Origin of the sequence: Thioalkalivibrio sp. XN279 (assembly GCF_011089885.1) — a bacterium.
Classification (GTDB): Bacteria; Pseudomonadota; Gammaproteobacteria; order Steroidobacterales; family XN24; genus XN24.
Genome location: NZ_JAANBD010000025.1, coordinates 457,923 through 471,148, shown reverse-complemented (window position 1 = coordinate 471,148; position 13,226 = coordinate 457,923). Strand labels below are relative to the sequence as shown.

6 protein-coding genes are annotated in these 13,226 nt (G+C 65.5%); 3 read left to right on the top strand and 3 right to left on the bottom strand.

Annotated elements, in window-relative coordinates; translation table 11 throughout:
- The first annotated feature begins 64 nt into the window (after nucleotides 1–64).
- On the top strand, nucleotides 65–595 hold the full coding sequence (locus tag G8346_RS06810) for an ECF-type sigma factor (protein WP_166049479.1): 531 nt from the start codon (nucleotides 65–67) through the stop codon (nucleotides 593–595).
- 6 nt (nucleotides 596–601) lie between these two features.
- The gene (locus tag G8346_RS06805; RefSeq protein ID WP_166049477.1) at nucleotides 602–3,304 is read left to right on the top strand and encodes a serine/threonine-protein kinase; all 2,703 of its coding nucleotides are present in this window, start codon (nucleotides 602–604) and stop codon (nucleotides 3,302–3,304) included.
- A 6-nt stretch (nucleotides 3,305–3,310) separates the two neighbouring features.
- Here the strand turns inward: G8346_RS06805 and G8346_RS06800 are convergent, their stop codons facing one another.
- Together G8346_RS06800 and G8346_RS06795 are read right to left on the bottom strand one after the other, a co-directional pair.
- On the bottom strand, nucleotides 3,311–4,087 hold the full coding sequence (locus G8346_RS06800; RefSeq protein WP_166049475.1) for a hypothetical protein: 777 nt from the start codon (nucleotides 4,085–4,087) through the stop codon (nucleotides 3,311–3,313).
- Nucleotides 4,088–4,166: 79 nt separating this feature from the next.
- On the bottom strand, nucleotides 4,167–5,186 hold the full coding sequence (locus tag G8346_RS06795; RefSeq protein WP_166049465.1) for a hypothetical protein: 1,020 nt from the start codon (nucleotides 5,184–5,186) through the stop codon (nucleotides 4,167–4,169).
- Between the two features lie 245 nt (nucleotides 5,187–5,431).
- Between G8346_RS06795 and G8346_RS06790 the strand changes: the two genes are divergently transcribed.
- The gene (locus tag G8346_RS06790) at nucleotides 5,432–10,714 is read left to right on the top strand and encodes a VWA domain-containing protein (RefSeq protein ID WP_166049463.1); all 5,283 of its coding nucleotides are present in this window, start codon (nucleotides 5,432–5,434) and stop codon (nucleotides 10,712–10,714) included.
- 95 nt (nucleotides 10,715–10,809) lie between these two features.
- On the opposite strand, the gene G8346_RS06785 is transcribed toward G8346_RS06790, so the two are convergent.
- Nucleotides 10,810–13,110, bottom strand: coding sequence for a transglutaminase domain-containing protein (locus tag G8346_RS06785; protein ID WP_166049461.1), 2,301 nt, complete (start codon nucleotides 13,108–13,110; stop codon nucleotides 10,810–10,812).
- Between the last annotated feature and the right edge of the window lie 116 nt (nucleotides 13,111–13,226).

Below are 13,226 nucleotides of genomic sequence, written 5' to 3'. Positions count from 1 at the left end.
ACGCCGGACGGCTAGACTCGGAACCCTTGGCTATGACTGCCCAGGCTAAGGAAAGCGGAACGCGATGACCAAGGAAATGTCCGACCCGGCCCCGGGCGCAAGTACGGTGATGGCGGACACGTATGACCGCCTGCGACGCATCGCGCACCAGCACCTGCGCCGCTACCGACCGGGCGAGACCTTGAATACCACCGCAGTGGTCCACGAGGCCTACCTCAAGCTGGCGGCCGAGGATGGCGGATTCTGGAGCGATCGCGACGAGTTCTTCCGGGTCGTCTCGGCGGTGATGCGCCACCTGATCGTCGACTACGCACGGCGGCGGCAGGCAGACAAGCGCGGTGGCGGCGCCCTGATGGTGACGCTCAAGGACGGGGTGCCGTCTGCCGATGCGGCGGTCCTTGACGTGGTGGCGCTGGACGACGCCCTGAAGGGCCTCGCCGCGCTTGACCCGGGGCTGGAGCGCATCGTGGAATGCCGGTTTTTCGCGGGCATGACCATGGAGGAGACCGCCGGCTTGCTGCAGCGCCCGATGCGCTCGGTCGAGCGGGACTGGGCGCGCGCGCGCGCCTACCTGCTGGATGCGCTGGAGCGCTGATACATCATGAGTGGCGGGCCTGATCTGCGCCATTCCGGCCGGCCCGACTGGCACGTGGTGGACGCGCTGTTCTCGGAGTTGCTCGAGTTGCCCGCGGACGAGCGCGAGGCCCGCCTCGCGGAACGCAGCGGGGACGACCACGCGTTGCGGGCGGAAGTGCAACGCCTGCTTTCGGCCGAGCGGCGCAGCACGCGTTTCTTCGCCGCTGCGGCTTCGGGGCTCGGTCACCTGGTGGAGGATGCGCTCCAGCAGCAGGATGCTTCCCCGGATGAAGCCGTACCGCAGGGCATCCGGCGGCTGGGGCCCTACCGGCTGGTGCGGCTGCTCGGACGCGGCGGCATGGCTTCCGTATGGCTCGCGGAACGCGCCGACGGCGCCTACGACAAGACGATCGCGATCAAGGTGCTGCGCCATTGGATCGACGGCCAGGATGCCGTGCGCCGCTTCGTCGCCGAGCGCCAGATCCTATCCTCCCTGGCGCATCCGAATATCGCGCCCCTGCTCGACGGCGGCACCACCGACGACGGTACGCCCTGGCTGGCCACGGAATATGTCGAGGGCGAGCCAATCACGGCGTATTGCGCTGCGCGCCGGCTCGGCGTCGAGGCGCGGCTCGACCTGTTCCTGCAGGTGGCCGACGCTGTCCACCATGCCCACCAGAAGCTGGTGGTGCACCGCGATCTCAAGCCCAGCAACATCCTGGTCGATGGGCAGGGCCGGGTGCGACTGCTGGATTTCGGCATTGCCAAGCTGCTGGACCCGGACGCCGCGGCGGGACAGTCCCCGCTCACTCGTACGGCGCAACGGCCGATGACGCCCGAGTACGCTGCGCCTGAGCAGCTGGCCGGCGGCCCGGTCACCACCAGCACGGACATCTACCAGCTCGGCGTATTGCTTTACGAGTTGCTGGCCGGGCGTCGGCCGCAGCGTATGGGGAGTGCCACCACGGCCGGCGCCGATACCCTGCCGCCGAGCACCGTAGTGCGGCGCGACAGCGAGTCCGGCGAGGCTTTGACCTCGAGTGCGACGGGTTCCACCGTGCAGCTGGCGCGACGGCTGAAGGGCGACGTGGACCTCATCGTGCTCAAGGCACTGCACGAGGTTCCCGAGCGCCGCTACCTGTCCGCAGCCGGCATGGCGGAGGACATTCGCAATCATCTCAAGGGCCGCGCCATTTCAGCGCGACCAGAATCTGCGCTGGACGCGACGCGGCGCTTCTTCCGGCGCCGTCCCTGGGCGGCTGCCGCGGTGCTGCTCGCGTTGGGGCTCGTGGTCACGCTGCAGGTATCCGCTGTGCGGCTCGGCCAGGAACGCGACGCTGCCCAGCGCGAGGCCGCCCGCGTCACCGAGGTCAAGGACCTGCTCGTGGGCCTGTTTCGCCAGGCCGACCCCATGGCCGAAGATGCCTTGCGCGGTCGCGAGACCACCATCTGGGACTCGATCCATGCCGCGACCCGGCGCGTGCGCGCGGACCTGCACCACGATCCGGCCCTGCGCGCCGAGATGCTGGGGACGCTGGCCATGCTGCACCACTATGCAGGGCACATGGAGGAGGGCGCCGAACTGCTGGAGGAAGTCGTTGCGCTGCACCGCGTGCATGACGGTCCGGATTCGATGTCCTATGCGGTGGCGATGGCCGAGCTGGCGCGTCACTGGATGAAACTCGATCGCCGGGAGCCCGCCATGGCTGCGATCGAAGACGCGCTCGAAATTGTGCGCAGGCAGGCCGGTGATGCAGGCCCGGGCAGAACCGCGGTGCTGCTCGATGCCGGTGACGTGTTGCGGGCGTATGGCTCCCTGCGCGACACCGAGGCAGTGTTCCGCGAGGCGCTGGCGTTGGCAAGCGACCCTGGGGCCTCAGACCTGGGCAGCCGGCTGGCAGCCGCCAACGGCCTGGCCGAGGTCCTCGGCGAAAAGGGTGAGTATGCGGAGGCCGAGGCTCTTACCCTGGGCTCGATCGCGGCGGTGGAAACAGAATTGGGCCCTGACCACGCCCGCCTCACGGTGCCGCTGGCGATTCTCGGCAGAACCCAGCGGTTGCTCGGGCGGCCTGCGGAGGCGGCCGCCACGCTGGAACGTGGGCTGCGCATCATTGAGCGAGAATACGGCGACCGCTACGAGTCCACCTACAGCATGCGCAACAACCTGGTGCTGGCGTTGTCTGCCGCCGGTGAGCAGGCACGCGCTATCGGGGAAATGCAGATTCTGCTGGAGCAGCGGCGCGTCGCCCTGGGCGACGACCATCTCTCCGTCGCCAACACCATGCAAAACCTGGCAGTCATGCAAGTGCTGGCGGGGCGCTACGAAGAGGCCCTGGAGTTGCTGGAGCAGGTCCGTGCCATCTATGCGACGTCATTGGCGCCCGACCATTACCGCCAGGCGTTCCCGCTGCTCACCCAGGCCTTCATTCACCTGCGCCAGGGCACACCGCAGCGCGCGGAAGCCGCCGCGCGCGTGGCGCTCCCGATCCTGGCCGGCGCCTTGCCCGAGAGCCACTTCGCAGTGGGTATCGCGGGCTGCCTGCTCGGCGAGGCGGAACTCGCCCTGGGCCGTCGCGAGGCGGCGGCCGCGCGCCTGGCGGCAGCGTTGCCGGTTGCAGACGCGGGCCAGGCCAACACGCTGCCTTACGTAGCGCACTGCCGCGCGGCGCATGCGCTCGCCCTGGCGCTGCCCAGCGATCCGCAGGCGAGATCCGTCACCGCACACTGATGCCGGTCAGAGCCCGACGCCGAAGGTCAGCTTGAAGGGAATCTCCTTGGTTTCGGTCGAAGCGTAGGTCACGTTGAGGTCGACTGTTTGCGGGGCGTCGCCCTTGATGACGAACATGCCCGGCTCCAGCCCCATGCCCATGCTGTTCGCTTCCTCAGAGGCATCTCCGCCCACGACCGTCACGGCGATGACGGGCGCATTGGGGCTCATCACCTGGTAACCCTGGTAGATGACGTCGTCCATGAACATCGATGACGCCGGCTCGATGCGCACCGGGCCGATGGGTGTATCGACGCCGGGGCTGCCCCATGCCGTTTCTGTCGGGATCGCCTTGAGCGTGGCCTTCTTTGCACTGGACGTATCGATGAAATTCAGCGCCACCGTGCCCTCTATGGTGATGGCTTTCGCGCCCGAGGTCGGCGCCACTTTCAGGACGATGCCGATATTCACGTCCTTGTTGTTGGCGTAATCCCCGATGCCGGCGAAGCTGACGGGTGACTCGACCTCGTAGCCCTGCGCCACCCACTCGGCATTGACGGCATCGTGGGCGGCGAGCAGGTCACCGCCGGCGTCGTCCTTCGCTACCGCGAGCCGGGTCCGCTCCCCATTGATCGGGTTGTTGAAGTCGAGGCTCGAGACGTCCGCAGGCAGGTAGAGGTCGATCCTCGTCAGCGCCTCGGCGCCGCCGGGGGGCTTGGAGATCTCGAGCCGGGAGACCTCCTGCGCTGCGGCCAGCGGCGCCAGCAGCAGCGATGCAAGTATCCACGCGGTTTTTGTTCTCATTAGCTTCATGCTCCTCTCGGTGATATCCATCAGCGCGGGATGCGCGCGGTCATTGCCCCCCTGGGCGGCGTGCGGTCGGTCAACCGCCCGACAAGGCCCGCTTCTCTTCGCGGCGCTTGATCTGGTTTTCGCGCCGGACCTGCTCGTAGCGGATCTTGATCAGGCGCTGTTGTTCGGTGATGTCCGCGAGACGCTCCACGTACGCCTGCTGGTCGAACGCCCCGGCCTCGGCAGACTGCATCAGGAAGGCGTTGAAGAATGTCTGCTGTGATTCCAGGGCCTGCAGCTCGCTGCGCTCCTGCCAGTCGAGCGCGAAATCCTGTTCGAGGTTGGCCCGCTCCCATGCGCGTAAACGCTCTCCGTTCCTGAAGCCGGCCAGCAGCTTGGCGTGGCGTTCAGTGATGCGCTCGACCTCGGTGAGTTCGCGCTCGTTCCATTGCGCCTCCTGGCGCGTCAGCTCTCCGCCGATGGGCGCGGCGAGGATCGGCTCCGGCGTCGTGGTGAGTCCCAGCTCATCGGCCCGACGCAGCGCAAGCTGGTCCATTTCGAGGAACAGCGCGTCCTTGCGGGCTTCGGCGCGCAGCCGCGCGGCATGAATGTGTGCTGCGCCGCGCTTGCGGGCCTCGAACAGGCGGTCCTGGTAAGCCTTGGCTTCCTGTTCCATGGCCTGCATCTGCTGCGCCATGTCCTCCCCGGTCCCGGCCATGATGCGGGCGTTCAGGCGCTTGTGCATTTCCGCTTCGAGGGCCGCAATCTTGGCGTCGATTTCTGCCTGCAGGCCGACCTCCTCGAGCTTGAACTCGGTGTCTATGGCGCGCGCGCTCTCTTTGTAGTCTGCCTCGAGGTTGCCGGCGTCCACGCGGAAGGTCCGCGCAGCATCGTTCAGCTGCTGTTTGCGCAGGTTGCGCTGCTGTTGGCGTTCGCGCTGGGCTTCGCTGCGCAGGGTGCGCAGCTGGCGGTCGTCGAGCGCGGTGGCGGAGCTTGCGGCCATGACGAGCGTCTCGACAGGGCTGAAGCCACTGGCTTGCACCGGCGCCGACAGCATCGCGCCGGCGGCCAGCACGACCAGGAGCGCGCGGATTCCTCTCGTGGTCCCCATCAATGTCTCCCTGTGGCATGGGATGAAACGCCCAACCATCACGTACGGGCTTAAATGGATTAACGAAAAAGGCCGGCCAACCCCGCCATGGCCGCCGCCGCAATTGCCGGTGGCGGAATCCCGGGTCGCATTACGTTAGGTGTTGTAGACGGCCCCCGAAGGAGAGCAGCCCCGTGGAATATGCGCGTCCCGGTTTGGGCCGGCGTGTCGGCAGACGGCTTGCCGCGGTCTGGCTGTGCCTGTGGTTGACAGGGCCGGTTGGCGCCCAGGTGGGTATCCACGAGACCGAACCCAATGACACGCCGGAGACGGCGAACCGGATCGACGGAGCCGTGCGTGTGCTGGGCAGCATGCCGGCGGGGGACCAGGACGGCTTCCTGTGGACGGTGTCGGACGTCGACGCCCGAAAACGCTGGAGCTTCGAGCTGGAAGGCATTCCGGGGGCCTTGACCGTGCTCGAAGTGATCCGGCTGCAGTACGCCGAGGACGGCAGCGGTGTGGCGGACCGGGAGGTGCTGTTGCGGCTGGGAAGTCGTGACGGCAGTCGTCCGGCGGGGGCCGAGGACCTGCTGTTCGAGCCGGGTGACTACCTGCTCGGGGTGGCGCGCGCCGGCGGCAACGCACCCTTTCGGCCGCCCGTGGACAGTGTCAGTTTCGAGGCGATGGGGCCAGGCGCCGCGCCCGAGGCGGAGTCCGGGGGCTATCGACTGACCATCCGCGAGGGCAGGGACTTCGGAGTGACACCGAGTGCCGCTGAGAATTCCAGCCGTGACAAGGCGCTTGCGGTGCGACCCGGCCGCGGGCATCTCGGCTACGCCGCCGCCGAGGATGGGTGGTTCGAGATCGAGGTGAGCGAGGCACAGGCGCAGCAAAGCTGGGACCTCACTGCGCAGGTGCCTGTCGGTCGATCCGTGCGCCTCGCCTTGTTCGACGCCCAAGGCCGGGAGCTCAGCGGCGTATCCGGGGGACGGCGAGGGCAGGCGCGGCTGCCTGAGCTGTCGCTCGAGGCCGGTCAGTATCGTGCGCACGTAAAGGCTGAGCCGGAGACGCTCAGGTTCTTTGCCCTGGAAGAGGGCGGCGTGCGCGTCGCCGGTGCCGAGGCTGAACCCAACGACAAGTGGCAGACGGCCAACCGGGTGGACCTCGGCCAGGCGCTGACCGGTCGGTTCCAGCGCAAGGGCGATACTGATTTCTTCCTGTTCGAGCTCACGCCGGAGTCAGCCGAGCAGCGGCTCCTGCTGGAGGCCGCAGTGGCGGGCGGGAACGGGCTGACGTTCTGCCTGCTCGATCATCGCGGTGAAGAACTGCAATGTCGCTCCGGGACGGGGCAGGTCAGGCTCGAGGATATCTCGCTGCATGCGGGTGAGTACGGGTTGTCGCTGGGGCGGGGCCAGGAAGGCGTGGAGTACTCCGTCACGCTCGCCCCCGCTGGGCCGCATGAGCCAGGCGTAGAAACGGAGCCGAACGACAGCGTGGCACTGGCGACGGGCATGCCGGCGAACCAGCGTATCAAGGGCCGTATCGACAAGGACGACATCGACTTTTTTCGCATCGTGGTCGACGGCGAGCCGCAGTTGTGGCGTTTCCAGGTGGTGGGCGACGGCGTGCATGAAGTGGCCTACCACGACGGCGCGGGACGGGAGGCGCAGAAGATCCGTGGCCAGGCGAAGCAGCGCAGGATCACCCTGGACAACCTGTTCCTGATGCCCGGCGTGCACTACGTGGGGGTCAGCGGCCGGGAGGACGGGGATTACACCTTGCTGACCCGGCCGCTCGGGCCGCCGGACCCGAACGGCGAGCGCGAACCGAATGACGATCCGACCCGCATGCTGCCGCTGCGCATCGGCCAGGTGCGCACGGGACTGCTGTCCGATCCCGCGGACCGCGACAACTACCGCTTCCATCTTGCACACCACGATCATATCCGGCTCACGATGCGGCCCGCGGCTGATGGCGCGATCCGGGCGCAGCTGTACTGGGACGGCGTCAAGACGCGCGAGGCCAGCGCGCCGGACGGCCAGCCACTCGTCATCCAGGGCCTTTTTCCGCCCGGCGATTATCGCCTGGAGCTGATTACCGGCCGGCCCAGCGAGGCCGAGTATCAACTCGACCTGGAACGCCTGGAGCGCTTCGCCTGCGCTGTGGATTGCGAGCCCAACGACAACCCGGCCTTTGCCCGGCCTGTGCCGCGTGACGGTGGGATCACGGGAGAGGTCGGCGAGTGGCGCGACGAGGACTGGTACGCCCTGCCCGTTGCGGATCGTGACGTGGCGCTGGCGCTGGAATCTGAGCAGAAACTGAGTATCGACATGGTGGCCCGGGCGGGCGAGCGTGGCGGCCTTGAGCGAGATTCGTCGGGCGCAAGGTATGTCGGGACGATCCCGGCCGGGGAACAGCGCTACCTGCGCATTCGCGGGCAGGGTCGATACGACATGCGCGTCGTGCTCGACGACGGGGAAGCCCGCGCGCCAGCGCCTATGAACATGGCATTGGCGCTCGAGTTCGACACGCGTGCAGTGGCGGCCTACCAGCCCTACGGCCAGCGTCTCACCGGCACGCTGGAGCTCAGCAACGAAGGGACGGCTGTGACCACCGTGGCGCTGGAGGCAGTGACCAGCAATGCGCGCTGGCAAGTGTCGACGCGGCCCGGCGAGCTGCGCATCGAGCCGGGCGCGAGCGCGACCGCGGAGGTCCGGGTGGCCGTGCCGGACGATGCCTGGGCTGACCGGCCGGTCCGCATCAGCGTGCAGGCGGCGGACGGGCAAGGCGGTGCCGTCGAGACCTATGCCGAGATCGACGTGGACCGGGACGCGCCGCTGGCAGCCCCCGAGCGCCACTGGGATGTGCCGGATGCGCTCCTCGGCGGGCTCAACGTGGCCTGGCAGGCCCTCGGCGGCCGATGGACGGGCGAGGAGGACGGCAAGATCGGCCAGGGTCTCGGGCAGATCTTCGACGGCATGGCGGTGCGTGGCGAGGGGCTCAGCCTGCGGAGCGGCAACGATGCCTGGGTGTACCAGTCGACCGTCGTGCTGGCCGGCGACGGCCCGGTCGAGGTCGCCGGCATCGCGCTCAACCCGCTCGGCCGCGACAGCACGTCCGCCTGGCTGCGGCGCTTTGCGCTGGCCCTGTCTGATGACGGGGTGACGTTTCGCAGGGTGCTGGACGGAATACTCGAGCCGCAGCCGCGCGAGCAGTATTTCGTGCTGCCAGAGCCAACGCAGGCGCGTTTCGCACGCCTGGATTTCATCGACGACTACAACGGCCACCAGGGCGGCAGCCGTGGGCTCGGCGAGTGGAAGGTTATTGCACGTCCCGGCGCGGATGTATCCGCTGGGGTCGGGTTGAACCTCGCCGATCCTGCGCTTGGCGGTCACGTGGCATGGGCCCGGCCCGTGATTTCCCAGCGCTGGGACGACGACGTCCTGCAGCCGGAGTCACGGCGCACGCGGGTCCGGTTGCGCGCCGGCAAGCACCTGGAGTGGGTGGTGGGTTTCCATCACAATCGCGCCGCGCAGATCACCGCACTGGAGTGGCTGCACTCGCCGGACGGCAATGCGGCTGAACGTATTGCCAGGGTCGAGGTGGCCGTCAGCGTAGACAGCCCGCTTGGCCCCTGGTCGCCCATCGGGAGCTGGGCGGTCGACGGCCCGGGAGAAAAACGACTCGCCCTCGATGCCCCGACATGGGCGCGCTTCGTGCGCTTCTCCACGCCGGCCGCGGAGCGCGACGTGTTCCTGGAGGCGCCGGGTGCTGTCCGCATCATCGAGCACTCGGCGGATGATTCGTACCGCTCGATCCTGGGCGAGTGGGGCGCCACGGGAGGCCGCGCTATGTACGAAGCGCTGCAGCCGATTGCGCCGGCCAGGGCGTTCGAGCCGGCGGCCCACGGCAGCCGCCCCAGCGCGGCGCCGCTTGAGCCCGGAAAGACCGTCGATGGCCAGGTCCTTCTCGGGCGGCACGAGCACTGGTACCGCCTGCAGGTCCCTGCGGGCCAGAACACGCTGCTGATCCGCCTGGCAGGCGAGCCGACCGTCAGGACGGTCCTCGCCCTCGAGACGGCCTCAGGCGAGCCCTTGCCGCTGCGGCCAATCGAGCGACGCAGCGACCTGCACCGCATGGAGGCTGTGGTCGAGCCGGGCAGCACCGTGTATCTCCACGTCTCGGAACCGCCGCGCAACGTGGTGTTCGCCTGGGACACCAGCGCCAGCGTGGGCGCTTTCCTGCCAGTGATCTACGGCGCCATGGCGGCCTACGCGCGCGACCTCGTGCCCGGGCGCGACGCGGCCAACCTGATGCCGTTCGGCGCGGGTCTCCTGATGCAGGACTGGCACGGCGAGCCGTACCTCGTGCAGACCATCCTCAACGAGTATCCGCGCGGCGAGAGCTCGAGCGCTGCCGAGGGCACGCTGCGGCGTGCCAGCGAGGCCCTCGGGCGTCATGCCGGCACCAAGGCGGTGGTGCTCATCACCGACGCTGCGACCGGCCGGGAGCCGCAAATGTGGAACTCCTTCGAGCGCGTGCGCCCGCGCATCTTTTCGCTCGGGCTCGATTCGACCGGCGCCCTGGGTCGCTACCCGGCGCGCGAGCAGGACCTGTTGCAGGACTGGGCGCGGGTCAACGGCGGGCATTACGCCCACGTCGGCAGCGAGGGCGAGATGGAGGTCGCGTTCGATCGGGCGGCCACGATGTTGCGGGGCTCCGCGCCTTACCAGTTGACCGTGGATGCAGAGTTTCGCGAGGCGCTGGGCCCGGGGACGCTGGAGGTACGCAGCGGCGACGGCGCGGGCCTGGGATCGGGTGGGGTCCTGTTCATCCTGGATGCTTCCGGATCCATGCTCCAGCGCATCGACGGTCGGCGGCGCATCGAGATTGCCCGCGAGGTCCTGGTCGAGGCCGCCACCAGGAATCTCCAGCCGGGCACACCCGTCGCGCTCAGGGTATTCGGCCACCGCGAGCCCAATGCGTGCAGGACCGACCTGGAGATACCGCTGCAGCCGCTGGATCCAGCCAAAGCCGGTGCGGTCATCGGCCGCGTCGAGGCGCGCAACCTGGCGCGTACGCCGATCGCGGATTCGATCGCCAAGGCCGAGTCGGACCTGGCCAGGGCGACGGGGCCGAAGACGATCGTGTTGCTGACGGATGGAGAAGAGACCTGTGACGGCGATCCGGAAGCGGTCATCACGGCGCTTGTCGACAAGGGCTTCGACATGCGCCTGAATATCGTCGGCTTCGCGTTGGGTGACGAGGCGCTGGAAAGCCAGTTCGAAGCGTGGGCGGAGTTGGGTGGGGGGCGGTATTTCAAGGCCGACGATGAAAACGGGCTCGGCCATGCGCTCGCGGAAGCGCTGCGGACCCCATACGCAGTTTATGATTACACTGGCTTGCAGGTCGCTGAAGGAATCGTCGATGGAGAACGACTAGAGTTGCCCGCGGGGACGTATAGTGTGTTGGTGAAAACATCGCCACCACAGACTCTTGAGGGAATCGATGTGTATCCAGGGGATTCCGCAAGCTTGCTTTTGAGGTGAGCCGAGAAGCGTCAAAAACGCGACTCGGATCAATGCCGGTTCCCGCCAGTGCCTGTGCAGTTTGCCTCCCCCCGCTTCACGAGTTAGGTCGGCGCCTAGGGGACGCGGAAAGCAACGTAAGGGACACACCATTTCATGAACGCCACCTCTCCACCCGCCATCTCGGCACCCTGGAGCATTGCGGAGGCGGCTAACAGGATGATTTTCATTGACTCTGGTAGCGGAAGGAATAATCCACCGTCAAATAGCCCGCCAGCAGCCAGGCCAACCTTAGTAATGCTGTAAAACGCAGCGACAAAGCCACAGGTCTTGAAAGCGCGCGCAGCTTTAGCGGCTCCGACAGTTTGCGTTAGCGACGCCATCGTGGCTGTGAGGTATTCAGGGACCGGCGCGCAGAACATTACGATTGCGGCTGCTCCGCCCCAGCCGCCGCGAATCATCCCCAGGGTTTCTCCGGTGTACGGATCGACATCCCACCAAGAATCCGGCGACATTGACGCGGGGCGAAGGGGATCGGCATTTTTGTCTGATCGATTGACTATGTTGACGGGTATAGCGCTCGTTGAGCCTGCCTGGTCTGCCCAGTCGATAAAGGCGTTCCGTGTGCCGCTCCTTCCCCAAGGCACAACAGCGGCCTCAATAGCGGTTTGCCAAATACCCAATGCAATTTGACTAACGAACGCGTCACCTTTCGTCGCCTCGTCCAAGGCGATTACCCGTTGAAAGTCGTTGATGATATCGATTCCCTCAAGCTCCGGAATGAATTGGTATGCCGGTTGGTATCTGGCAACGATCGCTGGTGATGCGCGGTAAATTCGCGTTTGTGTGAACGAAGATGCTGCAATGTCGGCGGCAGCGAAATATAGACTCGCTTCGAAGTTCGGCATCTGTTCAATTTGTTGCAAGACGTCGATCTCGAAATTGCTCGGCGACGCCTGCGATGACATTTCTGACAAGTTCTCCAGCACCAAGGAGACGGCCTGGGCGTTCTTGAGCAACTGATTCAGGATTGAGGCCGTCGAAGTAGCGCCAGTTTCTATCTCGAGCGTTGCGTTGCGTGCTAGAGACAATGCAAACGGTTTCGCTTCTTCCCCGCGTGATGCGACGTCTCTACGGAATGCCCTAACGCTGCCATCTGGGGATAAGATCTCAATTCTCAACCATTGTGACTCTGTGCGGTAATGACTTCGCGAGACTTCGAGCGGCTCATTTTTTCCGGGCCCAATGTTACCGACCACTGATGTCGCTTTATCGGTGGATTGAGATAGTGTTTTGAAAAATTCGGCGTAGTTAGAGGCCGCGACGGTAACGGGCACGACATTGCCGTCACGATCGAATGATTTTGCGCCCGGTGCAATTTCGCCATTCAGCAGTGGAATGAAGAAGTCATTGTCTTTGATCGCAGCTTCGATGGATTCTGCGCTGTCAAGCTCAGCACGGGCGAGGGCGAGAGGAAAGTTAGAATAGCTTAGGTTAGTTCCCGCCAGGTTCGCTGAGGGCTGCTGCCACGGGTCCGATATCGCGACAGCTGTCACTGAATCGCCATGGCGCCGGTCGATAAATGCCTGTATGGACACCCTATGGGTTAGTTCGTTCGGGATACGGTCTGCAAAATAAGCGTCCGGGTTCAGAGTGGGCGGTGTCTCCTCCATGGCAGGCCAAGCGGGATGCGCTGGTCTCCATGCGCCGGTATCGGCCCGGTATTCGACCCAAAAATAGTCCTTTGCATCCTTTGCAAGGTCCATGATATCCAGAACGCCTGTTCCCGATTCCGGAATTGATTTCTTGACGTTTTCTGAGAGCTCAAGAGCGTAGTCCCGAAATTGCTTACGGATTATTTCTTGGTCGAATGCTACCTGCTTCATTTGCTCACGGAACCCGCTGTCGGTTATGAGTTTCTCGGCGAGCAGCGGATCTGAGTAGGGCGAGACGGCTTCTCGTGGCGATAAGATCTGGGCGACCAGTTTGGTTGCATCGGCATGTTCTAGTTGCCCCCGGAGTACGCGGGCATCATATCCGGCATCCCGGAGAAGCCTTGCCAATAACACGGCTTGGTCAAGAGCGTTACCGGCACGGGCGCGCAGGGTTCCGTTGGCGCCGCGCAGCAATCCAGGATACTGCTCAAAGTGAATTTCCTCATTGACGAATTGGATAATGCGTTCGTCATCGAAATCCAGCTTTTCGAGCAGAGCGTCGAGCGAAAACTGGCTTTGATCTATCAGCGCGTGGAGTTGCTGTAGTGCGGGCGTGGAATCATTGGTGTTATTACTTGCTGCCGCGTAAGCATCTGCATTGAGTGCGACACCGCTCACAGTTGCGGCCTTAATCAAAAAGCAGAGCAGGGTCCCGACAGGAGCCGAGGTCAGCCGTAGGTGTCTAAGGCCCATATTTCTCATACAACAGCTCCCCTTGTTTCAATTTCGCCAGATGCAAGAAGACGAACTCGCCACTCATCTAATCAAGGAGAATTACAATTCCGCAACCGGGGGCGCTTCCGGAAAACTGAGCGTGA

Coding starts and splice junctions, on each gene's coding strand:
- G8346_RS06810 (WP_166049479.1), top strand. CDS start 65: ATGACCAAGGAAATGTCCGACCCGGCCCCGGGCGCAAGTACGGTGATG.
- G8346_RS06805 (WP_166049477.1), top strand. CDS start 602: ATGAGTGGCGGGCCTGATCTGCGCCATTCCGGCCGGCCCGACTGGCAC.
- G8346_RS06800 (WP_166049475.1), bottom strand. CDS start 4,087: ATGAGAACAAAAACCGCGTGGATACTTGCATCGCTGCTGCTGGCGCCG.
- G8346_RS06795 (WP_166049465.1), bottom strand. CDS start 5,186: ATGGGGACCACGAGAGGAATCCGCGCGCTCCTGGTCGTGCTGGCCGCC.
- G8346_RS06785 (WP_166049461.1), bottom strand. CDS start 13,110: ATGAGAAATATGGGCCTTAGACACCTACGGCTGACCTCGGCTCCTGTC.